This window comes from Rhizorhapis sp. SPR117 (assembly GCF_021742065.1).
This window is the reverse complement of the sequence record NZ_JAKKIE010000013.1, coordinates 1-26184: the sequence shown is the minus strand read 5'-3', so window position 1 is coordinate 26184 and position 26184 is coordinate 1. Positions and strand designations below refer to the sequence as shown.

Below are 26184 nucleotides of genomic sequence, written 5' to 3'. Positions count from 1 at the left end.
TAGTCATACTGCGATGAAGTCGGCGCGAGCACTCCCCCCGCAGGCGCTCGCCGCACTGCTGCTTGCGGTCTTTGTGGTTTGGTTCGGCTATAGTGTCATGCTGCCCGTGTTGCCGTCGTTCATCCAGGCGGCGGATGCCGGCCTGACGACGGATGCTGTAGCCAGGCACACGGGGTTGGCATCCTCGCTTTACACATTGGCCTTGTTCCTGTTTGCGCCATTGTGGGGCTGGTTTTCGGATCGACATAGCCGGCGGTCCGTGATCATCGTCGGGCTTCTCGGCTACGGCGTCAGTCTTCTCGGGATCGTTTCATTTGGGGGGCTTGCTGGCCTTTATCTTGAGCGCCTCACGTCGGGATTGTTTGCTGCGGCCATCAGCCCTGTGGCATCTGCCGTGATTGGTGATTGCGCTCCGAATGAGAATTGGCGGGCGCGTCGGCTTGCGTGGCTCGGTATGGCAGCGACTGCCGGTCTGTTTCTGGGTCCGGCGGTGGGGGCAGCCGCTGCGGTGCATTCGGGAGCGAATTTGGCTTTTGCCTCGACGGCGGCGTTAGCCATCATCACCGCGATTGGTTCGCTCGCGCTACTTCCGCAGTGCCTGCCTTCCGGGAACCTCCGGACCACCGCTCAGGACGCGGCCGGGCGAAAAGTTGTTCACGTCTTGCTCGCTCTCTCGCTCGTCCTGGGTGTCGCCGTCGGCGTTTTCGAGGTCGGGCTGGCGCTTCGCGGCGACCGCACGTTGGGCCTGGGATCGGCGAAGCTGGCGCTGCTGTTTGCAGAATGTAGTCTGGTCATGTTTGTCGCCCAGGCGATCGTATTCTCGCCCTTGTTCAAAGCGGCAGCGACATGGCGAACGATTGCGCCCGGCCTCGCCGTCATGGGCGCGGGCGTGCTCATGTTGCCGTGGTCGACCGGGCTTCTTTCGCTCTCGATCGCGGTCGGGTTGGTGGCGGCGAGTGGCGGGATACTGGTGCCCGTCTTCACCTATTGGATCTCCTTGGCAGCAGGACCGCAGCAAGGTGCGAATCTTGGGTCACAGCTTGCCGTGGCAAGCCTCGGACAAGGGATCGGCTCAGCCGTCGTCGGGCTGCTGTTCAACAGCGGCTTGGTGCCAAACATCCCCTTTCTTCTCGCCGCAGCGCTGCTTGGGTTCTCGGCAGCGATGAGTCTCGGTGCGACAGCAAGAATTCGGGGTCTGGAGCCAGCCGCCCTGTGATCTGCCAGCTTGATGGCCAGCGCAACGGCCTCGGCGATCTTTTTTCGGAACCAACTTGGCGACTGTAAGAAATGCCCGCCGAAGCGTCTAACCTACATAGGGTTTGTGCAGACGAGCCTGTGAACTGAACGCAGGCCAGGGCGGGCCGACAAGGTCCGTTCCGGACGCTGGGTCAGTTGCTTGGTGGATCGCGGAAAGCCGCGTCCTCGTTCTGCCATGGAGAATGGGTAATGCAAGGCTTGGCGCTGAACTGGAGTTGGATCCTGATTGCTGTAGCGGTCGTCGCCTTCTTCTTCTTGCGGCGCGGCCACCGAAGCCATGGTGGCTCAGACTATAGGGGACGTAGCCACGGCTCCTTCGATAAGGCTGGCGATCCGGGCCATCACAACCATCACGACCCCGAGCCTGATGAACGCGGAGCCGCTACCTGGCCGCAGCCGCCGGAGGCAGTGGTGGATCCGGTCAGTGGAATCGCGGTGCGCACTGCCGGCGCGGTCACATCGATCTATGAGGGGAAGGCTTATTATTTCGCATCGAAGGAAAATCGCGACCGTTTCGAGGCTGCGCCACAGGATTATGCGAACAAGGTGCAGGGCATTCCGATTGGAGGCCATGATAGCGCCGGGCGACCTCGCCGCCGGCATCATGGGTGCTAATCACCAAACTGGCGCGCCGGGCAACGGAAAGTTCGAATGCCTGACAATGTTACCGGACGGTGAGTTGGTAACGGCGCGATGCTCGATCAAGCTATTCTGGAACCGCATTTGCGCATGATTTTAGCGAAGGATCATTGCGTACTGTCAACCTTACACGGGCACGACGAAACGGATCATCAGCATGAAGAGTATAGCCACCCTGACAATGAACCCGACCATCGATGTCTCCTACGAGGTTGATGGCGTCTTCCACACGCACAAGATGCGCACGCGCAACGAACGCTATGCTCCGGGCGGCGGCGGCATCAACGTGGCCCGGGTCTTCTGCCGTCTGGGCGGTACCGCACGTTGCTATTATCTGTCTGGCGGGGCGACCAGCGCGGCACTCGATGGTCTCGTCGACCTGCACCAGCTGGTGCGTACGCGCATTCCGATCGAACATGATACGCGAATCGCGACCGCGGTGCTGGAACGCGAAAGCGGCAAGGAATACCGTTTCACGCCGCCGGGCCCACCGGTGGCGGCGGAAGAATGGCAGGACTGCCTCGACCGGCTCGCCGAGGTCGATTGCAGCTATCTTGTGGCAAGCGGTTCGCTGCCGCCCGGCGTGCCCGCTGATTTCTATGCCCGCGTGATCAAGATCATGCGCGAACGGGGAATCCGGACGGTGCTCGATACCTCCGGGGAGGCATTGAAGGAAGGGCTGGAGGGTGGCGGCTTCCTGCTTGTCAAGCCAAGTCTGGGCGAATTGCGCCAGCTGGTCGGCCGTGAACTTGAATCCATCGAGGAGATCGGTGAGGCGGCCAAGGCCATCGTCGGCAAGGGCCAATCCGAGCTTGTTGCGGTTACCATGGGCTACAGGGGTGCCTTGTTGGCCTGGCAGGAGGGTGCGCTACACTTGCCCGCCTTACCCATCGAGGCGAAAAGTGCGGTCGGCGCTGGCGATAGCTTCCTCGCCGGCATGGTCCACGCGCTAACTGTCGGGCACGAGCCAGTCGACGCCTTCCGCTACGGCATGGCCGCTGGCTCTGCGGCCGTGCTGACCCCGGGCACAGACCTTGCCTTTCCCGAAGACATCGATCGATTGTTCGCGCTCGTGGCGAAGGGCGGCAAGCCGCTATCTTTGCGGCCGTGAATTGCTGATGCAATTCATTCTCCCGTGGCTTCAATTCGGCCTTTGTCTCTTCGCGATCGGATTGGCCGGACCGGTGCTGACACGCAGCGGCCAGGCAATCGCGCGACTTACCGGGATGTCGGCCTCCTGGGTTGGGCTGATCATGCTGGCGACAGCGACGTCCCTGCCGGAATTGTTCACCGGGATCAGCTCCGTCACCATAGCCGATGCGCCGAACATTGCGATGGGCGATGCCTTGGGAAGCTGTATCTTCAACCTGGTCATGCTGGCGCTGCTGGACGCCCTGTCACGCGATACGCCGGTCTGGCGGCGTATCGACCAGGGCCATATCCTTACCGCGAGCTTCGGGATCATTCTGATCAGTTTTGTCGGCGCGCTGGTGCTGATCGCTCGTAGTGACCTCAATTTCCGGATCGCCCATGTCAGCGTATATTCGCCGCTTCTCCTTGTGCTCTACGGCGTGGCGATGCGCGCAGCCTTCTTCTATGAGCGTCGTCCAGAGCGGATCACGCCCGTGCTGGACAAAGAAGAAGAGGGCAGCTCGCTGAAGCGCGCACTCGTCCGTTACATCTTGTCTGCCGCAGTCATCGGCGGAATTGGAGCATGGCTGCCATTCGTCGGGCTCGAGATCGCACAAGTGATGGGATGGAAAACCAGCTTTGTCGGCACCCTGCTGGTGGCTGCGGCCACATCGTTACCCGAGCTGATCGTTACCATCAGCGCGTTGCGGATGGGCTCGGCCGATATGGCGATCGGCAATCTGCTGGGCAGCAATCTTTTTGCGATACTGGTCATCGCCCTCGACGACATCGCCTATACGCCGGGCTCGTTCTTCGCCGTCGTCTCGCCGACTCATGCAGTGACCGCCTTTGCCGCCTCGATCATGGCGGGATTGAGCATCGTCGGTTTGCTATACAGGCCCGGCAACCGGTTTTTCGGGCTCTTCGGCTGGATAAGCCTGTCGCTCCTCGCCGTCTATCTGCTGAGCTCCTACGTCATCTACCTGTACGGGCATTGATTGGGAGCAAAAGTGGACATCGCCGGTAATTCACCAACCGATCTCCAAACGACCGATTGGCACGCGCTTTCCCCAGATCAAAGTCTTGCCCGCGCCGAGAGCCGCATCGACGGGATCAGCAGCGCTGAAGCCCAGCGACGCCTTGAGGATTGGGGGCCCAATAGTCTTCCCGAGCCTGTGCGGATCGGTCCGCTGCGCCGCTTCCTGGCGCAATTCAATAGCGGCCTGATTTATTTCCTTTTGGCTGCGGCCCTGGCCTCATTCATGCTGGGGCACGTCATCGATGGGGCAGTGATCGGATCGGTCATACTGGTCAATGCGATCGTGGGCTTCGTCCAGGAAGGCAAGGCCGAGCAGGCCCTGCGCGCCATCGGGCATCTCATCTCGCGTCAGGCGATGGTCAAACGGAATGGACAGCGAACCAGCGTTTCAGCGGATGAGCTTGTGCCCGGCGATATCGTGCTGCTGGAAGCGGGGCAGAAGGTGCCGGCCGACGCGCGGATCGTGCGTGCCCGCGCTATGTCGGTGGACGAAGCGCTGCTGACCGGGGAATCACTGACTGCGGACAAGAGTTCGGCAGCGGTGGCGGCGGAGGCCGCGCTGGGGGACCGCAGCAGCATGGTCTTTTCAGGCACTCTGGTAAAGACCGGCCAGGCGACAGCGGTTGTCACCGCCACGGGCCGGGCGACCGAGATCGGAAAGATCGGCGGGATGCTGCAGGAAGTGACCGAACTTTCCACACCCTTGCTTCGGCAGATCAATCGCTTCGCCACTCGTTTCACCCGCGTGATGCTGGTGGGCTCGATCCTGCTTTTCGCTTTCCTCGTCTGGATGCGGCAGTTCGAATGGAGCGAAGCACTGATAATGGTGGTGGCACTTGCCGTTGGCTTGATTCCGGAGGGCTTGCCGGCGGTCATCACCATCACGCTCGCCATCGGCGTGCGCCGGATGGCAGTGCGTCACGCGCTCATCCGCAAGTTGCCGGCGGTGGAGACGCTTGGCGCCGTGTCCGTCATTTGCACCGACAAAACAGGGACACTCACGCGCAACGAGATGATGGTCCGCGAAGTCTTTGCCGGGAACGCACAGGTGCAGGTCGGTGGCTCTGGCTATGCGCCCGAAGGAGAACTCGCCGGCACGCAGGGCGGAGCCGATGAAGCCCGCTTTGCGGTTCGCGAGCTTGCCCTGTGCGGTCTGTTGTGCGGCGATGCGCGGCTCGAACAGGGCGAGAGCGGCTGGTCGGTCGAAGGCGATCCGATGGAGGGTGCGCTCATCGCCTTCGCAATGAAGGCGGGGCTCGATCCATCCCGCGAGCGCCGTGAATGGCCGCGCCTCGACGAGATCCCTTTCGATGCGATGCACCGATACATGGCGACCCTACACCAGTCGCCGGAGGGTGGGCATGTCGTGTTCATCAAGGGCGCTCCCGAAGCCGTGCTGCGCATGATCGGCAATTCGTCGGTGAGCAAAGAATGGGGGGAACGTATTTCTGGCGCGGCGGCGGCCGGCGAGCGGCTGCTCGGTTTCGCGACGAAGCGGGTGGACGATTCGGTGAATGCGCTCGCCCCCGATCTACTGAAGACCGGCGTCGAACCGCTTGGCCTTGCCGGCTTCATCGACCCACCTCGCGAGGAAGCCCAGGATGCGGTGGCCGAGTGCAGGCGGGCGGGAATTGAGATCAAGATGATCACGGGCGACCATGCCGCGACGGCGCTGGCGATCGCCAGACAGCTCCGGCTCGCCGATGAACCCAAAGCGATGACCGGCACCGAAATCGAGCGGCTTGGCGAGGAGGATCTGCTCAATGCGGTCGAGAAGATATCGGTATTCGCCAGGGCCAGCCCCGAGCACAAGCTGCGCATCGTCAGGGCTTTGCAAGCGCGGGGCCACATTGTCGCCATGACCGGGGACGGGGTTAACGATGCCCCTTCGCTCAAGCAGGCCGATGTTGGCACAGCCATGGGCCAGAAGGGCAGCGAAGCCTCCAGGGAAGCGGCGAAAATGGTGCTGCTCGACGACAATTTCGCCTCCATCGTCGCTGCAGTTCACGAGGGGCGCACGGTCTATGATAACATCCGCAAGGTGATCGCCTGGACTTTGCCGACCAACGGCGGTGAGTCCGTTATAGTGCTCCTTGCGATCCTCATGGGCTTCACCCTGCCGATGACGGCAACGCAAATCCTGTGGATCAACCTTGTCACCGACAGCGCGCTGGGCCTGGCGCTGGCCTTTGAGCCATCCGAGCGCGGGGTGATGGAGCGTCCGCCGCGAAGGGCGAATGCGGCCCTTCTGTCCGCCTTCATGCTGTGGCGAGTACTCCTGGTTTCGTTCCTTTTCGCGGCCATCTCGCTTGGCATCTTCTTCACGGCGCTGGATACAGGGCGCAGTGTTGAGACCGCGCGCACGATGGTGGTCAATATGCTGGTGGGGGCTGGGATCTTCTACCTTTTTAACGTCCGCTATCTCCGCGCTGGCTCGATCACCTTGCGCGGAGCACTCGGCACGAAGGCGGTGCTGTTAGCAGTGGGCGCGGTGGTCTCGGCACAGCTGATCTTCACCTATCTGCCGTTGATGAACCGCATCTTCGCCAGCAGGCCGCTTTCGATATCGGAATTGGCGCTGATCCTTTTCTCGGCTGTGATGCTGATGCTGTTATTGGAAGGCGAGAAGCTTCTCATGCGCCGACTGGGATGGTTCGAGGAGCTGCGCGCGGTAAGACCGTAATCATAAGCAGCCGATGCCGCCACCCGCCGGTGCGAGCAGGGTTGGCGCTCTACGGCTTTGGCGCAATACTCCAGATCAGGGGGAGCGCCAGGAGGAACAAAGGATGTGCAAGATGGCCGCCTGCGCAGTGCTGGTCCTGCCGGCTTTGGCGTTGCCCGCTTGCGGAAGCGACAGAGCGGGCAACCAGTGCAGGAATACGGCTGACCAAGGTGCTGCGGGCGACGCCATGTCTCACGACATGGGCCCATACTTTCATGCCGAAATGGAGATGAAGGAAAGATTGCTGGGGGCGGTCGGCACCGATGCCGGCGACAATTGGGTACGGAAAATGATCGAGCACCAGAGGGGCGGCGTTGAATTGTCGAAGATTATTCTCCGGCTGAATCCGTCCGGGCGTTTCGCCACGATGGCACAGAGATCCATAGATATACAGGCCAGAGAGATTGCGGATCTCCAGCAGCTAGTCGCCAATGGGAAACCCGATGAGCAAGGTGCGTTCCGCTATCAGCTCTCAGTGGCGAAGATGCATGATGCCATGATGGCAATAGAGTGTGCGGATTTATCCGAAACCTGGATGCGCAAGATGGTCGAGCACCATCGCGGGGCCGTAGCTATGTCTGACGTGCTTTTGCACGGACAAGATTCCTCTGCGGTAATTCGGCGAAAAGCTGAAGGAATGAAGCGCGACCAGCAGAAGGAAGTCCGGATGCTTGAGCGAATCCTTCGCGGTGGGCCGATGGAAATGCCACAGTGAACGATGTCGATTCCTGCGGTCACTCCTTGCAGTTTAGCACGTCGCCGGACACCAAACCCGCAGGAGATCAGCTGTTCGGTGAGGCAACAAGTGTCAGGCTCCCTATCGCAGAGAGAGCCTTGCCGATTTTCATTCCATAGGCTGCCCGGGGCTCCTCAACGATCCGATCCCTAGCGTTTGATTGGTAAGGGCAATTGACGTTGTAGGGTCGGCTTGACGTCCGGCGAGCGCCCGGATCGCGTCGATCGTTTCGGGAATGACGATGGCCTGATTATCGACCATGTAGCTGTAGAAGAGTTCACGGCCATCGACGGCGAGCAGGTTGCTCCACAATGCCACCTCATAGAGATTGGCATGAGGCCTCCCCTCATCGGCCATCCACTCCTTGATCGCGTTCAGCGCTGACAATCCTGAGCGGCCATCAACGAGCAGAATGCGGGAGGAAGCGGAAAACGCCGCCAGTATTTCCTCTTTGGAAGCAGGTCGGGTCAGTTCGACACTCCAGGCGTGAAGATGACCGAGCGTCTCGGGGACTTGAATCGCAAGTGTCACGACATCGAGATCGGGATCGACCGCGCGCGCATCCGGCCCCTGATGACTTGGGAGCTGCGGTTCCGGGACAAGCGTGTTGACAATGCCCCCGAGGTGACTTTCCCAGGGATCGGTGGTTCGACGGAGCAATGTGCCGCGGGCTTTCACCAGAAGCCCCGCCCGCTTAAGCGCCCCGAGCGTGCGAACGATCGATGTGGTGTTGCAGGAGACGACGCGGGTGGCTTCCCGGCCGAGCGCCCCTGCATAACTCGCCTCGGCAACGAAGGAGTGGCCGGCAACCTCATGCTTCTCGCCGCCCTGGACGATGAACGGCTTGCCCAAGCGTCGATAGAGCTCGGCATTCGCAGCTCCGCGCCGCTTTGGCGTGCAATCCACAACCACATCGGCCATCCCGACGAGATCGGCGAGCGAACCAGCAACCGCAAGACCTGCTGTCTCCATTGCCGCCCTGCCCTCACCGCTTGCCGCGAATAATGGTGTCCCGTGGTGCGTGACCTGCGCCACGCGCCAGTCGGCCGCGACGTCGGCAACACCGGCCAGGGCCATGTCAGGCTGGAGCAAGACCGACTCGGCCACGCGTCGACCGATGACGCCGTAACCGACGATTCCCACTTTGATCTGATCTGCTGTCGACATGCTCGATCCTTCCGACTTTTTGAGGTGATTGGGTTCAGTCATGCGTGTAGGTGAAATGCGCTGTCACTGACGCAACGCGATGCATCGGATGCGGGAGATGCTGCATCGGCTGGGGAGGCATATGTGGCGGTCTTTCGACGCGGATGCCGATCCGATAGTCAATGCCGCGGGCAAAGGTTGTATAACCACCATAGGTAAGCGCGCCTTCGACGGTCATCGGCTGCAACCGTATCGATCTCTGTATTCCGCCGGGTTCGAGTATATGCGCAACGACGTTTGCATTTGTAATCCGTGCCCCGGAAGACTTGTCGAACACTGCAGCGACAATATGCATGCTGTGAGAGCTGCGGCCCGCTGCGCCGCCATGCATCTGCGCTTCGGGATGGCCCGTGGGATGCCCCCGCACGACTGCGGCGGGAACTACGCCTAGATATATTGTGAGGCCATCGGCGGTCTGGACGCCATCCACCACACCGGCATTGCTCGCGCCCGGAGCAAATAGAATTCCGGCAAGGCCAGCCATTGCAAGGATTTTGTGCGAGAAGCGGCCTGCTTTCGAGTTCATGGCATCCTCCAGTTCATGGCCCGATCAAAAGGACGCCTTTCTTGGCTCAATGTTACATTAAACGATGCAGTTTTTGGTTCATCATGCGCCACCTGTGTCAACTTCCTGGCGATTGAAACCATAGCCCAATGCGACGACACTGATCGGGACGTCGTTCTGTACGACGCATCCATTCGCTTGTGAGCGACCGAGTTCAGTCGTGCGCCCATGTGAAATGCACCGTTATAGGGTTTCGCCTTTTTGGCTGAGGGCGCTGCACGCTGATGCCGATCCGGTAATCGGTATCTTTGGGGAAGGCGGTGTAGCCGCCAAAGGTCAGAGCGCCGTTGATTATCATCGGTCGAAGCGGAACTTTCCACTGCCGTCCGCCCTGCTCAAAGATATGCGCCGCCACAGAGGCCTTGGTGACGCGGGCGCCAGTGGCGTCGAAGACTGCGACGACAAGATGCATGTTGTGGATGCTTCTTCCTGGAGTACCGCCATGCATGCCGGGCTCAGGATGATCTGTCGGATGCGCCTGTACGACGGCCGCCGGAACGACGCCGAGATTGATCGTGAGGCCATCGGCAGTCTGGACGCCATTCACCACTCCAGCGTGGCCTGGAACGGCAAAAAACAGCGCCGGGAGAATACTGGCCAGCCCGGCCAATCGCCAGTGGTTCCGGCCCGGTTTCGAGATCATGGCGCGCTCCTTTCTGCTTTGCCCTATCGATAGGACGCGCAGCCAGGCGCAGAGTTACATCGAACCGCGAATTTCCAGATCATCCGGCAGCATCTTCGTTCAATACCTTGGTGATCGTCGCGCCGAATTCATCGGTGAGCTCGATTTCGTTGTTGGCGCGCGCAACCCTGTTGACGGTGGTGACCTGCACTGGTGCCGCAGCCGTCAGGGGCGTGAGGGCATCATCGACGAGCATCGCGTGCGTACGCACATGCGGTCTCGCCGCGGCTTGCGCCATCAAGGGTAATCAGCGGAGTTACCCGCTCGGCGGGATCATCAAGTCTTACATGAAGTTCTACACCAACTGCCCTGGAGTTAGCCGCTCGAGCGAGTTTGTCGACTGCCGTGGCGCAACCTGTACTGGGTGTTATCAGAACCGGGTTCTGATGCCCCCCATCACCATGCGGGGCGCACCGGGACGCGCGCCGGCAGGCGAGAAGGCGACGTTGTAGGCCTTGTCTAACAGGTTGGTTACGCTGGCGAATATCGAAAGCGGCTTGAAAACGTCCCACTCGGCCGCGAGATCGACGAGCGCGCGACTGTCGACTTTCCCGGAGGCGGGTATTGCCCCCGATCCCGCTGTCGCGCGGGCCTTGCTGATCAGATTGAGCGTTGCCGAGAGCCTGGCCTTGTCCAGTTCCACCCCGGCGTTCAGGGTCAGCTGGTGACGCGGCAGATAAGGCAGCCGGTCCCCTCTCTCGACCGTTCCCCAGGGCTCGTAACCGCTTTCGAACGACGTGCGGAACTCGGCGTCGGTAAGGGTGTAGACGATGGAAACCGGCACGGCGAAGCCCTGTTCGGCTATGCCGCCGATCGTGTAGCCGCCCGTCAGTTCGACGCCCTTCACATGGACCGCGCCGCCGTCGAACTGGTCGCCGATCGTGCAATTGCCGCCGGTGGAGTTCGTGCAGGTGCCGACCAGGTTCGAATAATCATTGAAAAAGCCAATGACCTCTCCATGCCAGCCATTCCGAGCGAGCTTCAGCCCCGTTTCGTAGTTCCAAGAGGTCTCGGCATTGACGGTGGAGCCGGGACCGGGGCTCGCGAAACCGCGATTCGCGCCGGCGACCAGGCGCATTCCGGGCGCAAACTCCCAAGAGGCCGCGATTCCGGGTATCCAGACATCGACATTCGACTTTCTGACGGATGTGGGCGTCGTCCGTTCCGGATCGGTTCCGGACCAGTCCGTCCGCTTCAGATCGATCGTTTCGTAGCGCAAGCCCGGCGTCAGGGTGACGTCGCCAAGCGTGATCGTGTCACGTATGAAGAATGCCCATGCCTGTGCCTCGCCCAGCCGGTTGGAATTGCTGCCGGGTGCGCCCGCCGAGGTGAGAAGCATCCGGCCGTTGGCCATCTGATAGACGTCGTCCTGCTGAAACCGGTCTTCCTCGTCTTCGTGATAGCGCGCGGAGATTTCCAGCTCATGCGTTGCCGCGCCGGTGGCGAAGCCGGCTTCGAGTACACCCTGGATGCCGGTCGACTGATATTTGCGGTTGTTGTTCCGCGCTCTTAGCCCGTTGGCTCTCCCCGTATATCCCGGCGCGCCGACAAAGTCCGCCATCTGGGCCGCGAATGTTACTGGATCGGATACGACGCCGCTGATCGAATTCCAGCCGGTATTGGCGGAATCGCGCACATCGTTGAGCTTGTACCACGCCCGCTTGGTGTCGTTGCGATAGGCAACGACAGTGAAGCCCAGAGCATCGGACGGGCGGAAACGGTAGCTCAATTGATAGGTCTGGTGCTCGGCATTCATCTCGTCGAGCTGACTGGCATTGTAGCGCCGGTATGGCGACGCTTGGAAATCATCGAGCGTAAGACCAAGATAAGTTTCCGAACTCGTCTCGTCATAGGTCTGGAACTTGAATTCCACGGCGTGGCGCTGATCGGTGCTGCGCAGTCCGAGCTTGGCGACGATATCCGTGATTTCGAAACCCGTGTCGCCGCCGATATCGATGCGCTTGAAGCCCCCCGAATGCTCATAAAGCCCCTCGATCAGCGCGCCCGCTTCGAGACCGTCGGAAGGCGTGGTCCACCCACCGGCCCAGCCATGGGCCCGACGGGCCTCATCGGTGCCGGCAAGGAGTTCGGCAAAGCCGCTGCCCTCGTCGGGGATCGGCGTGGAAATCAGGTTCAGGGCGCCGCCGACGGTCATCGGCCCGTATTTGATCGCGGCCGGTCCCTTGGAGACCTCGACGGCCGACATGCGAGCGATTTGCGGGAAGTAGTAGGCCGAAGGGGCGGCATAGGGCGCGGGCGCAATCAGCACGCCGTCTTCCATCAATGCGATGCGCGCCGAGCGATCGCTGCCCGATCCGCGAATGCCGATATTCGGCCTGAGACCGAAGCCGTCCTCTTCCTGAATGTTCACGCCCGGAACCTGGCGCAGAACCCGATTTGGGTCTGAATAGGAGAATTCGGCGAGATCTTCTGCATCGAGGAACTGGATCGAACCGCCAATTTCGAATGCTTCTGGCTTGGAGGCGATTACCAGAATCGCTTCATTCACCGGGGCGCCGCCTTCAAGGCTCCCTTCTTCGGCAGAGGCGGAGGCACTCCACGCAATAATCGGCGCAAGGAGGGCCGGCAGCGCGGCGCGCCTGTGGAATTGCAGCTTCATGAAATTTTCTTTCCCCGGGTCACTTTGCGAACGCTAATAAGAATAAGTTGCATTAATGCAAGCGCGATCGAATTCCTTGATCTGGGTCAAGCGCGGGTGAACGTTCAGCAAGGTCCGGTCGGCAATTCCCATGCGGCTGCCACGAGTGTTTCGCTGTAGGAGCCCACTCTCGAGCTGATTGAATGACGCTCGCGCAAAATCGCCCAGCCGGTACCAGGGCTGGCCTCGCACTTTAGCTCGCCGCCGCTCACGTCCGGATGGACCTTCCCAGTCCGGCCCGCCGGAGAGGGTGGAAACGGCTCGTCTGATCGGTTTCGCATCCGGGCCTCACCGGCCCTGGAGGCGGCGATCGCAACGGTCAGGCTGGCGATCGCCGCACTTCCACGGTCGGCAAGTTCTACCTTCCGGCTATTGTGGGATGCCATGGTTCATGGGGACGGCACGACATTGGCTCCGGAACTCACCAGTCAGAACCAGAACCGAACACCTGCAACGAAATTCGTCACGCGTGGCTTTTCACCCGCAGCGCGCGCATAGTCCGCACTCTGGCCAAGCTTCCACTCCTGATCGATCCCGATATAAGGTGCGAACTCGCGTGCGAATTCGTAGCGCAGACGAATGCCGAGCTCGGCCCGGTCGAGCCCTGCGCCGATACCAAGTTCGGGAACATCCTGAGCAGCAAGATTGATTTCCGCACGGGGTTGCAGGATCAGTCGCTGAGTGATGCGTTGGTCGAGTTCTCCTTCGATCCGCGCTGTCACATCGCCCTTGTTCGAAACGAACGCCGCTGCATCCAATTGGAACTGATAAGGCACGAGGCCCTGTACGCCGATCACCGCATGTGTTCGGGACGGACCCACAAGATCCTGGCGGACGCCCGCCTGCAGGTCGAACCACGGGCCGATGGCGTGGCTCCACAGCGCCTGGACTTCGGCCGATTCCGGCTTTTCGCCGAAGCTGCCCTCGCCCTCGCTCTTGAACCAGAGCTTGTCTGTGTGCCCGCCGTAATAGCCCTGGACGTCCCAGAGATAGCCGTCCTTGTTCTCGCGGGCGCGGTATTCGGCGCGATCCGCCTGGAACCAGAAGACCGGCATTCCACTGACCTCGCGAACGACCTCGCCGCGCGATTCCGCCATCACATCGGCCCCGACATACCGGTCCGCGGCAAAGGCCGGCCCCGAAAAGGCTTCCGCCGGCGGGGACGATTGTGGAGGGTCCTCCGTGGTCGAGGCTGCCGCGTCACCGGCATGCTGCATGTCGATGGAATCCATCGCGCCATGATCCATGGAGCCGTGGTCCATCATCTGGTGGCCCATGCCATCCATGCCTGCTGGAGTGTCGGCTGCCGGACCATCAGCTGACGAACTCTTGTCCCCATCGGATTTGTCGGACGGCATTGGCATCTGGGCTGCCGGATCATGGTCGGCGTGACCGGAATGATCCTGGGCGATGGCTGGACTGGCAGCCAGCAGCAGCGGCAGGGAGAGGAGATACCTCATTACTTGGCTCCTTCCTGCAGCGGGCGGACGGTGACGACTTGGAACATTCCCTGGTGCATGTGATAGAAGAGGTGGCAGTGAAACGCCCAGTCGCCTGGCTCGTTTGCCGTCAGGTCGAACGTCGCGCTGCCTCCCGGCTGGACATTGACTGTGTGTTTGAGCGGCTGATAGCCATCATGGCCGTTGACCAGTTCGAAGAAATGGCCGTGCAGATGGATCGGATGCGCCATCATTGTATCGTTGATAAGCCGCACGCGCACGCGCTCGTTGAAGGCGAAGCGGATGGGATCGTCGGTGACGGCGGAAAATTTCTTGCCGTCGAACGACCACATGTAGCGCTCCATGTTCCCGGTCAGGTGGATCTCCTTTAGGCGTGAAGGTTTGCGGGGGTCGGGATTGGGCTTGGCGGCAACCAGCTGCCGGTAGGTCAGGACCCGGTGACCCACATCGTCGAGCCCGATGCCGGGATCGCCCATCCGGTCGACAGGATTCATTGCCACCATGTCGAGACCAGGACCCACCTTGACGTTGGGCGGGAGGAGCGAGGTATCGCGCATGTTCATGCCCGACATCGACATGCTCGAGCCGGCGGCGCCATGATCCATGCCCGCCATTGCGCCGTGGTCCATCCCTCCCATCGCGGAATGGTCCATGGCCGGGGTTCCCGAGCCACCGTGATCAGTGCCTGTCCCATGGGTCATTCCCATGTCGGCCATCGTCAACAGTGGCGGAGCACGCAGGGCGGGAACGGCAGCCCTGGAGCCCGGCCGGGTGGTCAGCATCGCAAGGCCCATGCCCGAACGGTCCGCCGCTTCAGCCACGAAAGCAAAGGCGTCGACACCCTTGGGCTCGATGATCACGTCGTAGGTCTCGGCAACGCCGATCTGGAATTCGTCGGTTTCGACGGGACGCACATTCTGTCCGTCAGCAGACACGACCGACATCGGCAAGCCTGGGATTCGGACATTGAAGAAGGTCATCGCCGAGCCGTTTATGATCCTGAGGCGGATGCGTTCGCCCGGATTAAAGGCGAGTTCCAGCCCGTCATCGGGGCCGTACCCATTCACGAGGTAAGTGTAGGTCGCGCCCGAAACATCGGCGATGTCGGTCGGGCTCATGCGCATCTTGGCCCACATCCGCCGGTCCGCGCCGCTCAATGGATAGTCGTCGGTCGCCGTTGTCTTGTTGTAGTTGAAGTATCCCTCGCCGACTCTCAGCTTCTTCATGATCGTCATGGGACGCATCGGCGACCAGTCGGACAACATCAGCACATATTCACGCTCATAGGTGAAGGGATCGGGTTCGATCGGATCGATGATGATCGGGCCGTAGTGCCCCATCGGTTCCTGCAGCGTGTGCGCGTGCCACCAATAGGTGCCAGCTTGGCGGATTGGGAATTCATAGCGAAAAGTCTCGCCGGGCTTCACCGCAGCCATGGTCACGCCTGGCACACCGTCCATCAGAAACGGGACGAGCATGCCGTGCCAGTGGATCGAAGTTCCTTCCGAGCTGGCGTTTACGAGATCGACGACAAGATTCTGGCCTTCCTTCAGGCGGACGAGTGGGCCGGGAATGGTGCCGTTTACGGTAACCGCCGGGCCATGGCGCGTACCGGTGAGGAACGAGGCGTCGGCAACAGTCATCGTGAGATGCTCGCCCGACAGCACGTCGCTGCCCTTGCGCGCCAGCGCGCCGCCACGCGCCCAGGCAGGCATCGTTTGGGCAAGGCCCAGAGCGCCCATCGCGGCGGTACCATGGACAAGAAATTTTCGTCGATTGAGTATCGGCATGATCGAAACCTTATGTGGATGTCCCTGATGGTTACGGATCAGGACGCGCAATCCCTCAGAATATTTCAAACTTTTCGCGAAGAAAATTTCGGGCGCGATATATGCGCGTTTCCACCGACTTCCTGCTGATACCGAGTATCCGTGCCGCTTCCTCCTGGCTGCGGTCATCGAACACGACCAGGACGAATGGCTCCTTGAGCTTGGGAGGCAGGCGTGCGATTTCCCGCCGCACCCGCGCCAGAAGCTGCCGTTCGGCGAGCTGCTGTTCCTGATCAGGACTTAAATCGATGATGTCATCGGCTCTTTGATCCGCCGCAAAGCTCAGCAGGCGCGCGAGACGCCGGCGGCGCATGGCATCGCGGCATTTGTTGATCGTGATCGTCGCAAGCCATGGGCCAGCAGGCTTATCGAGGTCGAAACGGTGCAATGCCAACCAGGCGGAGGCCAGTGCGTCTTGCACGGCATCCTCGGCGTCCGATTTCTCGCCAAGCATTCGCGCGGCGAGGCCGATCAGTCTCGGAGCGTGGCGTGCGACAAGCCGGTCAAACGCGCCGCGATCACCGGCCCGAGCGTCGGCAAGCTGTTGCGCTTCATCACTGTCCCGGGCCTCCAGCACAAACGGCTAGTTCTTGGGTTCGCTGGTCAACGCCTGGCTGACCTCGCGGTCGAATGCCTTCTGCTGTCCGGGATCGAGCAATGCGCGCATGTTGAAGACATGGCGAACGGTTGCTTTCTGGAGATCTCCCATCCGCGCGTGGACGTCGTCGATAGCGGCACCCACTTTGGGACCGTAACGATGCTCTTCGCTCATTGCCTGGGCAAGTCCCGCATTGGCGGAGCGCAGTGCCAGTTCGAGCTTGCGTCGCTCGACGGCAAAATCCCGCTCAAGCACATCCAGCCGGACTTCCTGGTCAGATGTCAGATGTAGCTCCTTGTGCACGAAGTCATGCATGCCATGGGGCGCATCTTCATTTGCGAGCCAGCGGCCAGTGGCGAAGGCGCCAAGGCTGCCGGCGGCGATTGCCAGGACCAGCAGCAGGGCCGCATAAAAGGGCGTAACCTTCATGGCGCGACATGAAGGAGTGCGGAGGGCGAAAGATCCGTCCCGTCCGCCAGCGTGTAGCCGGCGTTTTCCAGGTGGGCCGGATATTGCGTCGTTCCCATGCCCGCACCAAGGCTGACGACGAAAATTGCAAGGCCCAATATGGTCCTGCGGCGGTGCTCACGGGCTTCGATCATTTGCCCGATACGTTGCCAGAGTTCGTCGTGAAACTCTGGCCCCGCACTCATGGCCGGCGCATCGGCCGAAAGTCTTCCCAGCAAACTATCCAGTTTTTCGTCATCCATTGCTCGGTCTCCCCAATCAAAGTGTTCGCTTCCAATACGCAGCACAGTCTTCAAGCCCTCGAAATTTTTTGAGGGCTTGGCCCTTGGCGGACGTAATAACCAGCAAGGAGACTGCCGATGAAGGCGATATTTACAATGGTTGCCGCCCTCCTTGCGCTGGCGCCGCTTCCAACCGCTTCGGCGCATGAGGGACATCGGGATAATGTGTCCGATGCCGAAATGGCCGGCATGCCATCTTCGCTGGAAGGTGGCGGACAAGCCTGCATGGAGGCCTGCATGGAAGAGGCATCGAGGTCGGAATGGGGCCATGAGGGCCATTGGATGCCAGTGCCTGGTGCTGAGACATTAGCTGCAAGTCCAGCCTTGTCCGAGGAAGAAGCTCTTGCAGTAGCTCGAGAGCGGAACCGGGTGACCTCCTTCGGAGATTTTCTCGGGCGCATCCATCCGGTGGCCGTCCATTTTCCGGTGGCGCTGCTACTTATGGCGGCCTTGGCCGAGTTCTTGCTGCTTTTCAGGCCGGCACTTGGGCTTGGGACGACCATTCGCTTTCTTGTCGGCACCGGAGCCATCGGCGCCGTGATCGCCGCGTTTCTGGGCTGGTTCGCCGGCGGATGGAGATTTGACGACCGCTCGGAAACGTTGGTCCTGCATCGCTGGAATGGCACCGTGATCGCCGTGGTCAGTTTATTGGCCTGGTGGCTCGCCACTCGTGTCCAGGAAACCCGCACCGGGCCGAGACTTGCCCTTGCAGCCTTAGTAATTGCCCTCATTGTGCAGGGGTATTGGGGCGGCGAGATGGCTTTCGGGCCCAATCATCTGGGAATTTTCTGATTTCAAAAAGACTGGAGACCATCATGCAAGCGATATTCAGGAATCAGTTCAGACCGGCTCTTACGCGCGGGATATTGCTGGCGCTGGCCGCCTGCTCGAACGCGGCACAGGCCACGAGCTTTACGATGTTCCGCGACCCCCAGTGCGGCTGTTGCGAAGCATGGGCCGAGCATGTCCGTTCCGGCATGAAGGCCCAAGTGTCGATCGAGGACCGGCAGGACATGACCACGATCAAGGACGGCAAAGGTGTACCAAACGAACTGCGGTCCTGCCACACGATGGTCGTCGATGGCTATGTCATCGAAGGCCATGTTCCAGCTGCCGATATCGCCCGCCTGCTGAAGGCGCGGCCCGTGGGCGTCAAGGGTCTCGCCGTGGCCGGCATGCCGCTCGGTTCGCCCGGAATGGATATGGGCGGGCAAACTCAGCCCTATCAGGTGATAGCCTTTGGCTCCGCAGGACAGTGGATTTTCGCCAGCTATTCCTGAAACACGGCAACCCGCAAAGGAGATGGCATGAGAAATATCCTTGTCGGCATGGCAATCGCCGCGTTCATGGCCGCCGCACCGGCTGCGGCTCTGGCGCATGAAGGGCATGACGGCGCCCAATGCGAACCGATGAAAGACGGCAAGATGAAGTGCTGCGAAAAAGACATGGACGGCAAGACGATTTGCCGAATGATGGATAAGCAGCAGCAGGGTGCCGGACACACGGACCACTCCCGAATGGATCATTCAAGGATGAACCAGAACGGCGAGCGGCAGCAGCATCAAGGTGACCAACCGAACTGAGTGCGACATGCCAGCAGCCCCTCAATTTCAGGCTATTGTGGTCAGCGGCCCATCTTCTCGAATAGGGCGATCAGCTCCGACATCTTTTCGGCCTGTTCCGCCCTGTTTCCAGTGGCGATGGCCGCTTCGACGCAATTTCTTGCATGGATGTTGAGGACCTTCATCCGGGCCGCACGCAGCGCCGCCTCCATCGCGGCGAGCTGCTGGAGAATGTCGATGCAGTACCGATCATCCTCCATCATCCGGATTATGCCGCGTGCTTGGCCCTCGATCCGGCGCATCCGGGCAATTTCGCGAGTGAACTTGTTGGTCATCGGTGCTCTCGTGCCAGCTCTTTTAGCGAGAAGGTAAAAAATTCCAGCAACAGTTGCTTCTTGAAAACGGTGCTAATAAATACTATACCCCCCGTATGTATATAGACAAGAGGAGAGTGGCATGACCAAGGCAATTGCCGGCAGTGGCCTTCGGTCCTGAGGCTGGGCGCTCAGAATGCTCCTGCTCATCACCTCATTGATCTGTATGGGCTTTGGTCGTTTTGCGCCCGCGAGATTTCACATCCGCGCGGCCCGAGGTTCCTTGCTGGCAAGCTTTGAACGGACGACCTCGCCAGGCTTCGTTGCTGGTGCCGTCGGGAGCCGCCCGCTGGACCGCTGTATGACTTCTTCGGTCGCAACCAAGCCTTGCCCCGGAGTTCGGGCCAAGCCGTGCGCTCTGAATGATTATTGACCTAGGGGATGAATATGAATGCCGCTCAAGAACCCTCGCTCAGTTTCCTCGGTGCGACAGGAACGGTCACCGGCTCACGCTATCTGGTCGAGGCCAACGGTCGACGTATCCTCGTGGATTGCGGGCTGTTTCAGGGATACAAGCAGCTGCGGCTGCGCAACTGGAATCCGTTCCCGGTTCCACCGAATTCGATAGATAGTGTCCTTCTCACGCACGCCCATCTCGATCATTCCGGCTATCTTCCCGCACTGGTAAGAAATGGCTTTCAAGGCCATGTCCATTGCACGCCTGCTACGGCTGAACTGTGCGGCCTGCTGCTTCCTGACAGCGGGCATCTGCAGGAGGAGGAAGCGCGCTACGCACAGCGCAAGGGCTATTCCAGGCATGCAAACCCCAAGCCGCTCTACACGTTGGAGGACGCCAAAGCGGCGCTGGGGCATTTCAAGGATATTTCTTTCGACCAGGATATTGACCTCGGAGAAGGAATTTCAGCCCGATTCATTCCTGTGGGGCACCTGCTGGGCGCAGCGCAGATACAATTGTCCCTCAATGGGCGAACAATACATTTCAGCGGCGATGTCGGCCGCGATACCGATCCATTGATGCACGGTCCGCGGCCATTCACGGGCGCCGACATTCTCGTCTGTGAATCCACTTACGGGAACCGTGCTCACCCGCAGAACGATCCCGAAGCCGAACTGGCGGAGATCATCAACCGGGTCGCCCGGCGCGGCGGCGTGATCGTGATCCCCGCCTTCGCGGTGGGGCGTATCCAAGGGGTCATGCTGCAGATCGCCCGGCTCCGTGAGCGTGGCGCGATCCCTTACGTACCCGTCTATTTGAACAGCCCGATGGGCGTGAATGCGACCGATATATATCATCGCCACCACGACGAGCACCACGTTAGCCGGGAAGACTGCAAAGCCATGTTCGATCTGGCCGAGCGGGTGCGCACGGTCGAGGAATCGAAAGAACTTAATCGCCGCAACGGTCCGATGATCATCATTTCCGCCAGCGGCATGCTTGCCGGCGGCCGCGTTCTGCACCACGTCGTCAGTTTCGGGCCAGACCCAAGAAACGCAATCGTCCTAAGCGGCTTCCAGGCAGGCGGTACGAGGGGAGCCGTGCTCGCGAGAGGCGAGCAGAATTTGCGGCTCTTTGGCCGCGACGTCGAAATCCGGGCCGAGGTCATCCAGCTCGAGGGCATATCAGGTCATGCTGACGCCAACGAATTGCTGTCCTGGATGGGCCAGGCGCAAGCGCCGGAGATGACCTATGTCACGCATGGCGAGCCGGAAAGTGCCGATGCCCTTCGTTTCCGCGTCGACCATGAACTCGGATGGAATGTGCGTGTGCCAGAACATCTCGAGCGGGTCAGCATCCAGAAGCCGGGATGACCATGGATGTGCACACTATTCCTCTGATCCGGGCCGGTATCGACACCTATCGTCAACCGGTCGTCTATATGCGCGAGGATTGCCATCTATGCCGAGCCGAAGGGTTCTCGGCGCTCACCCAGGTAGAGATCGCCCTTGGCAAGCGGTCGATTGTCGCAGCGCTCAACGTGGTCACTGAGGCGGATTGGCTACCATCCGATACGGCGGCGCTAAGCGAGGCCGCGTGGTCAGCGCTTGGTGCGAAGGCCGGTGAGCATGCGATTTTCTCGCATCCGGAGCCACCCGCTTCCGCTTCGGCGATCCGTGCCAAGGTCTATGGGGAGCGCCTTGATATCGCGGCCTACCGGGCCATCATTGGCGACACCGTGGCTCATCGCCTCTCCGATCTCGACCTCGCCGCTTTTATCACAGCTTGTGCCGGCGACCGCCTCGACGTCGACGAAACCATCGCGCTGACCCGGGCAATGCAGGGTGCCGGAAAGACGCTCGACTGGGGCCCGGGTCTGGTTCTCGACAAGCATTGCGTCGGCGGCCTGCCGGGCAACCGTACGACGCCGATTGTCGTGGCGATTGTCGCTGCAGCGGGTTACCGGATTCCCAAGACGTCAAGCCGGGCCATCACATCTCCCGCCGGCACGGCCGACACGATGGAAGTGCTGGCGCCGGTCGCGCTCGATATCGCCGCCATGCGCCGGGTTGTGGAAGCCGAGGGGGGCTGCGTCGTGTGGGGTGGCGGACTTGATCTCAGTCCAGCTGACGATCTGCTGATCCGCATCGAGCGGCCGCTCGATTTCGACAGCGATGGTCAGCTCGTCGCTAGCGTGCTTTCGAAGAAGGCCTCCGCCGGTTCGACCCATGTGCTGATCGACATGCCGGTCGGCCCCACGGCCAAGGTGCGATCACAAGAGGCTGCAAGAGCACTTTCCGACCGACTCCTGACCGTAAGCCACGCCATCGGCATGACAGTGCTCATCCATCTTAGCGACGGATCGGCTCCTGTGGGCCGCGGCATCGGCCCAGCCCTTGAGGCCCGAGACCTGTTGGCGGTCCTTCGCCGTGAACCGGATGCTCCGCTTGACCTGCGGGACCGGGCGCTGGATCTGGCCGGCGCCTTACTTGACCTTGCGGCGGCAAATGATGGACATGGGCGGAAAAGGGCGGAAGAGCTCTTGCTCAGCGGCGCCGCCGAAGCGAAATTTTTGGCAATCTGCGAGGCGCAGGGTGGATTCCGTGAACCGGACAAAGCACCGCAGCGTAGCGTCGAAATCGCCACTCGGTCCGGAGCGTTAGTCTCGATCGACAATCGCCGCGTCGCCAAGATCGCGAAACTGGCCGGTGCTCCCGGCCGCAAGAACGCGGGTGTAGACCTGCTTGTGAGGCCGGGTGACAGGGTTGAGCGGGGGCAGCCGCTCTATGAGATTCACGCCGAAACGCCCGGCGAGCTCGCATGGGCGCGAGACTATGCCCGATCGGGTTCATCGCCTTTCCTGATCGGGGACACTCCATGACCCATATTCTGGCATTCCCGGGGATGCTCCCGCTGGGCGAGCGCCTGGCTTCGCTCGCAGGAGCCGTAGTTGGCGAGGTGGATATTCACCGCTTTCCCGATGGCGAGAGCCTTGTCACGCTGCCGGATAACCTCGCCGGACAGGATGTCGCCATAATCGCCACCTTGCGCGACCCGGATCCGATCGCCCTGCCGCTGCGATTTGCTGCGGAAACGGCCAGGGAACTCGGCGCTCGCCGTGTGGGGCTGATTGCACCTTATCTCGCCTATATGCGGCAGGACCGTCGCTTCGCGCAGGGACAGGCTGTCAGTGCGCCGCTGTTCGCCCGCTTTGTTGAAGAAAGCTTCGACTGGCTGGTGACGGTGGACCCGCATCTGCACCGCATCCCGTCTCTGGAGGATATTTTCAAGATACCCGCGCGGCGTCTCGTCACCGCACCCTTGCTGGCCGAATGGATCGCCGCCAACGTGCCCGATGCGGTGCTGTTGGGGCCAGACGGTGAGAGCCGCCAATGGGTCGCGGAAGTTGCCCGTCTGGCGGACCGGCCTTATGAGGTTCTGGAGAAGAGTCGCAGCGGCGATCGCGATGTCGACGTCAGCGTGCCGCGCAGCGATGCGCTCCTGACCGGAACACCGGTGATTCTCGATGATATCGCTTCTTCGGGACGAACCTTGATCCAGGCAATTGAACGGCTGCTGGACGCAGGAACCCGGCCGCCGGTCTGTCTGGTGATCCATGCGGTGTTTGCCGGCAACGCCCACGCCGACATCCTTGCGGCGGGCGCCGCGCGCATCGTCACGACCGATTCGATCCCTCATCCAACGAACGCTGTTTCACTTGCCGGAGGGCTGGCAAAGGCTCTCGAGCAATTGAGATTTAACGATCTCTCAGACAGCGTAGTTGCCATCGCCCCCGAATGACAAGGTGAAAGCCATGAAAGACCACACCCATCATCAGGAACACAAGGCAAGCGAAGACGGCATTATTTACACCTGCCCGATGCATCCCGAAGTCCGGCAAAGTGAGCCCGGCGACTGTCCGAAATGCGGGATGCATCTGGTCCCTGAGGGCTCGGACGGGGCCGAAGGTGCACACGCGTGCCATCACCATCACGGGCACTCTGCCCTGGATGAAAGCGAAGACGCAGATGGTCGTTACGACTCTGTTCCTGCGGGCTATTCCGGCGCCGTCTACACCTGTCCGATGCATCCGCGGGTCCGCCAGACCAAGCCGGGCTCCTGCCCGATCTGCGGAATGGGACTGGAACTCGAATCCGCAGCGATGGCCGGGGAAGGACCGAACCCCGAACTCGTCGATTTCACGCGGCGATTCTGGATCGGCACGGTGCTGACGCTCCCGCTCCTGATCTTCACCATGGGTCCTTATCTCGGTCTGGGCGGCGTCAGGGACATATTCGGCGAACGCACGACGCTGTGGATCGAGCTGGTGCTCGGCACACCCGTCGTCCTGTGGTGCGGCTGGCCCTTTCTGGTGCGCGGATGGAACTCGTTCCGCACCATGAATCTCAACATGTTCTCGCTGATCGGCATGGGCGTGATGGCCGCCTGGGCGTTCAGCGTCGTGGCGGTCCTGGCGCCTGACATATTTCCCGACGGTTTCCGCGATGCGGAAGGCCATGTCGGGGCTTATTTCGAGGCGGCGGCGGTCATCGTCACGCTGGTTCTGCTCGGCCAGGTGATGGAATTGCGCGCGCGCGAAGGCACGGGCAAGGCCATCCGCGCGCTGCTCGATCTCGCCGCCAAAACTGCCAGGGTCATCCGTGAGGACGGCAGCGAGGAGGAAATCCCCCTCGAGCACGTCAAGGTCGGCGATCGCTTGCGCGTACGACCTGGCGACAAGGTTCCGGTCGACGGGGTGGTCACGGACGGTCGTTCGTCGGTCGATGAAAGCATGATCAGCGGCGAACCCGTGCCGGTCGAAAAGGTCGCGGGCGACCCGGTAACCGGCGCCACCATCAACGGGACCGGCAGCCTCGTGATCGAAGCGACTCGTGTCGGCGCTGACACTATGCTGTCCCAGATCGTCGAGATGGTCGCCAACGCCCAGCGCTCGCGCGCACCGATCCAGAAATATGCCGACCGGGTTTCAGGCTGGTTCGTGCCGGTCGTCATCGCGATTGCGATCCTGGCATTTATCGGTTGGGCGGTATGGGGACCACCCCCGGCGCTGTCCTATGCGCTGATCGCCGCGGTCGCCGTCCTGATTATCGCCTGCCCCTGCGCCCTGGGGCTCGCGACACCCATGTCGATCATGACGGCCACTGGACGCGGCGCACAGGCGGGCGTGCTGATCAAGAACGCAGAGGCGCTGGAGCGCTTCGAGAAGGTCGACACGCTGATGGTCGACAAGACCGGAACCCTGACCGAGGGCAAGCCCCGGCTGGTGACGGTGCTGCCCGAGCCGGGTCATGATGAAGCAGAAGTGCTGCGGCTCGCGGCAACGCTTGAAAAAGGTTCCGAGCATCCCCTGGCCGAAGCGATCGTTACGGGTGCGGAGGAACGCGGCGTGGCGCTTGGCGAAGCCAGTGACTTCGAGGCCGTAACTGGCAAAGGCGTGAAAGGTGTCGTGGATGGAAGGCCCGTCGCTCTTGGCAATTTGAAACTGGTCTCCGATCTCGGACTTGAAGCCGCCAACCTGACGGAAAAGGCCAATAGCCATCGCGACGAGGGCGAAACGGTGATGTTCGTTGTGCTCGACGGCGCTGTTGCCGGGCTCGTCAGCGTGGCCGACCCCGTGAAGGAGACCACGCCTGCCGCTCTCAAGGCGCTGCACCGGCTGGGCTTCCGTATCATCATGGCAACTGGCGACAATGAGCGTACCGCGAAGGCGGTCGCCGCGCGTCTTGGTATCGACGAGATTCGCGCCGATGTGCTGCCCGAAGACAAAGCCCGCATCATTCAGGAACTTCAGCGCGAAGGTCGCAAGGTCGCCATGGCCGGCGACGGAGTGAATGACGCCCCCGCCCTGGCCCAGGCCGATGTCGGTATCGCCATGGGCACGGGCGCAGACGTCGCCATCGAAAGTGCGGGGATCACGCTGGTCAAAGGCAATCTCGACGGCATCGTGCGGGCACGGCGTCTCGCCCGCGCGACCATGCGGAACATTCGCCAGAACCTCTTCTTCGCGCTGATCTACAATGCTGCTGGCGTGCCCGTGGCGGCAGGCGTGCTCTTCCCGTTCTTCGGCATCCTCATCAGTCCGATATTCGCCGCCTTCGCCATGAGCGCCTCCTCGATTTCCGTCGTCACGAATGCGCTGCGGCTCAGGAGCGCGAAAATCTGACGGTGAGACAGGCCCGTCCGCTGGAAAGGTGAATGTCCTGCGGCACAGCACCCGCCGCAATTTCAAGATCCAATGACCGACCTCGCCAGTCGGCGCATTGTTTCTGGTTCTCATCTGGGTGTCGTGCAGGTTGCGCGATTAGATAATAGCCGCCGCTGGCTATGCAATTCGCATCCGGGGGGCGTTTCTTGGCTAGGCCAATCTCCCCCGCGAATGCCATGTCGCGATCATGGGTGAACTTGGCGGATACCGGTGATTGCTTGCTCGATCGCGCTTCCGTAGGCCATTAAGAGGACGTAGCGTTAGGAGTACAATAAACAACGCTCTCATGACTGCCATCTGCGCTGCAGAACGAGTTTATCCTGCCGCCGACCTTTCGGCTAGCGGTGAATTTG

24 protein-coding genes are annotated in these 26184 nt (G+C 61.2%); 13 read left to right on the top strand and 11 right to left on the bottom strand.

Annotated features, from left to right (window positions below; genetic code table 11):
- The first annotated feature begins 13 nt into the window (after nucleotides 1–13).
- From L3X40_RS07140 to L3X40_RS07115, 6 genes are all read left to right on the top strand, one after another.
- Complete coding sequence (locus L3X40_RS07140; RefSeq protein WP_237365015.1) at nucleotides 14–1216, top strand: MFS transporter; 1203 nt, start codon at nucleotides 14–16, stop codon at nucleotides 1214–1216.
- A gap of 230 nt (nucleotides 1217–1446) precedes the next feature.
- Complete coding sequence (locus tag L3X40_RS07135; protein WP_237365014.1) at nucleotides 1447–1872, top strand: YHS domain-containing protein; 426 nt, start codon at nucleotides 1447–1449, stop codon at nucleotides 1870–1872.
- A 181-nt stretch (nucleotides 1873–2053) separates the two neighbouring features.
- A complete protein-coding gene (locus L3X40_RS07130) occupies nucleotides 2054–3007 on the top strand; it encodes a 1-phosphofructokinase family hexose kinase (protein ID WP_237365013.1) in 954 nt (317 codons plus the stop codon).
- 7 nt (nucleotides 3008–3014) lie between these two features.
- On the top strand, nucleotides 3015–4025 hold the full coding sequence (locus tag L3X40_RS07125; protein ID WP_237365012.1) for a sodium:calcium antiporter: 1011 nt from the start codon (nucleotides 3015–3017) through the stop codon (nucleotides 4023–4025).
- A gap of 12 nt (nucleotides 4026–4037) precedes the next feature.
- Nucleotides 4038–6749, top strand: a complete 2712-nt coding sequence (locus tag L3X40_RS07120) for a cation-translocating P-type ATPase (protein WP_237365011.1) — start codon at nucleotides 4038–4040, stop codon at nucleotides 6747–6749.
- Between the two features lie 103 nt (nucleotides 6750–6852).
- Nucleotides 6853–7503 carry a DUF305 domain-containing protein gene (locus tag L3X40_RS07115; protein ID WP_237365010.1) on the top strand — a complete coding sequence of 217 codons (651 nt, stop codon included), beginning with the start codon at nucleotides 6853–6855 and terminating at the stop codon, nucleotides 7501–7503.
- Between the two features lie 129 nt (nucleotides 7504–7632).
- Here the strand turns inward: L3X40_RS07115 and L3X40_RS07110 are convergent, their stop codons facing one another.
- From L3X40_RS07110 to L3X40_RS07065, 10 genes are all read right to left on the bottom strand, one after another.
- Nucleotides 7633–8691 carry a type II glyceraldehyde-3-phosphate dehydrogenase gene (locus L3X40_RS07110; protein ID WP_237365009.1) on the bottom strand — a complete coding sequence of 353 codons (1059 nt, stop codon included), beginning with the start codon at nucleotides 8689–8691 and terminating at the stop codon, nucleotides 7633–7635.
- 34 nt (nucleotides 8692–8725) lie between these two features.
- Nucleotides 8726–9256, bottom strand: a complete 531-nt coding sequence (locus tag L3X40_RS07105) for a hypothetical protein (protein ID WP_237365008.1) — start codon at nucleotides 9254–9256, stop codon at nucleotides 8726–8728.
- Between the two features lie 193 nt (nucleotides 9257–9449).
- Complete coding sequence (locus L3X40_RS07100) at nucleotides 9450–9938, bottom strand: hypothetical protein (protein WP_237365007.1); 489 nt, start codon at nucleotides 9936–9938, stop codon at nucleotides 9450–9452.
- 79 nt (nucleotides 9939–10017) lie between these two features.
- Complete coding sequence (locus tag L3X40_RS07095) at nucleotides 10018–10188, bottom strand: hypothetical protein (protein WP_237365006.1); 171 nt, start codon at nucleotides 10186–10188, stop codon at nucleotides 10018–10020.
- 159 nt (nucleotides 10189–10347) lie between these two features.
- Entirely contained in the window at nucleotides 10348–12597 is a 2250-nt protein-coding gene (locus L3X40_RS07090; protein ID WP_237365005.1) for a TonB-dependent receptor family protein, read from the bottom strand.
- Nucleotides 12598–13064: 467 nt separating this feature from the next.
- A complete protein-coding gene (locus L3X40_RS07085) occupies nucleotides 13065–14096 on the bottom strand; it encodes a copper resistance protein B (protein WP_237365004.1) in 1032 nt (343 codons plus the stop codon).
- Nucleotides 14096–15886 carry a copper resistance system multicopper oxidase gene (locus L3X40_RS07080; protein ID WP_237365003.1) on the bottom strand — a complete coding sequence of 597 codons (1791 nt, stop codon included), beginning with the start codon at nucleotides 15884–15886 and terminating at the stop codon, nucleotides 14096–14098. Before L3X40_RS07080 ends, L3X40_RS07085 begins: the two co-directional genes overlap by 1 nt.
- 55 nt (nucleotides 15887–15941) lie before the next feature.
- A complete protein-coding gene (locus L3X40_RS07075; RefSeq protein ID WP_237365002.1) occupies nucleotides 15942–16502 on the bottom strand; it encodes an RNA polymerase sigma factor in 561 nt (186 codons plus the stop codon).
- 6 nt (nucleotides 16503–16508) lie between these two features.
- Nucleotides 16509–16952 (bottom strand): periplasmic heavy metal sensor, encoded by a 444-nt coding sequence (locus L3X40_RS07070; protein WP_237365001.1) that lies wholly within the window; start codon nucleotides 16950–16952, stop codon nucleotides 16509–16511.
- Nucleotides 16949–17233 carry a hypothetical protein gene (locus L3X40_RS07065; RefSeq protein ID WP_237365000.1) on the bottom strand — a complete coding sequence of 95 codons (285 nt, stop codon included), beginning with the start codon at nucleotides 17231–17233 and terminating at the stop codon, nucleotides 16949–16951. Before L3X40_RS07065 ends, L3X40_RS07070 begins: the two co-directional genes overlap by 4 nt.
- 117 nt (nucleotides 17234–17350) lie before the next feature.
- On the opposite strand from L3X40_RS07065, the gene L3X40_RS07060 reads away from it, so the two are divergent.
- From L3X40_RS07060 to L3X40_RS07050, 3 genes are read left to right on the top strand one after another with little or no spacing between them, the layout of a single operon-like run.
- Nucleotides 17351–18064 (top strand): DUF2231 domain-containing protein, encoded by a 714-nt coding sequence (locus L3X40_RS07060; protein ID WP_237364999.1) that lies wholly within the window; start codon nucleotides 17351–17353, stop codon nucleotides 18062–18064.
- 23 nt (nucleotides 18065–18087) lie between these two features.
- Nucleotides 18088–18552 (top strand): DUF411 domain-containing protein, encoded by a 465-nt coding sequence (locus tag L3X40_RS07055; RefSeq protein WP_237364998.1) that lies wholly within the window; start codon nucleotides 18088–18090, stop codon nucleotides 18550–18552.
- A gap of 48 nt (nucleotides 18553–18600) precedes the next feature.
- Nucleotides 18601–18855 (top strand): hypothetical protein, encoded by a 255-nt coding sequence (locus L3X40_RS07050; protein ID WP_237364997.1) that lies wholly within the window; start codon nucleotides 18601–18603, stop codon nucleotides 18853–18855.
- 41 nt (nucleotides 18856–18896) lie between these two features.
- Here L3X40_RS07050 and L3X40_RS07045 read toward each other — a convergent pair whose 3' ends face one another.
- Nucleotides 18897–19169 carry a metal-sensitive transcriptional regulator gene (locus tag L3X40_RS07045; RefSeq protein WP_237364996.1) on the bottom strand — a complete coding sequence of 91 codons (273 nt, stop codon included), beginning with the start codon at nucleotides 19167–19169 and terminating at the stop codon, nucleotides 18897–18899.
- Between the two features lie 426 nt (nucleotides 19170–19595).
- On the opposite strand from L3X40_RS07045, the gene L3X40_RS07040 reads away from it, so the two are divergent.
- The 4 genes from L3X40_RS07040 to L3X40_RS07025 are packed head-to-tail and all read left to right on the top strand — an operon-like array spanning nucleotide 19596 to nucleotide 25789.
- The gene (locus tag L3X40_RS07040; RefSeq protein ID WP_237364995.1) at nucleotides 19596–20978 is read left to right on the top strand and encodes an MBL fold metallo-hydrolase RNA specificity domain-containing protein; all 1383 of its coding nucleotides are present in this window, start codon (nucleotides 19596–19598) and stop codon (nucleotides 20976–20978) included.
- 2 nt (nucleotides 20979–20980) lie between these two features.
- The gene (locus L3X40_RS07035) at nucleotides 20981–22486 is read left to right on the top strand and encodes a thymidine phosphorylase family protein (protein WP_445177163.1); all 1506 of its coding nucleotides are present in this window, start codon (nucleotides 20981–20983) and stop codon (nucleotides 22484–22486) included.
- Entirely contained in the window at nucleotides 22483–23406 is a 924-nt protein-coding gene (locus L3X40_RS07030) for a ribose-phosphate diphosphokinase (RefSeq protein ID WP_237364993.1), read from the top strand. Before L3X40_RS07035 ends, L3X40_RS07030 begins: the two co-directional genes overlap by 4 nt.
- A gap of 13 nt (nucleotides 23407–23419) precedes the next feature.
- The gene (locus tag L3X40_RS07025) at nucleotides 23420–25789 is read left to right on the top strand and encodes a copper-transporting P-type ATPase (RefSeq protein ID WP_237364992.1); all 2370 of its coding nucleotides are present in this window, start codon (nucleotides 23420–23422) and stop codon (nucleotides 25787–25789) included.
- Nucleotides 25790–26184: the final 395 nt, after the last annotated feature.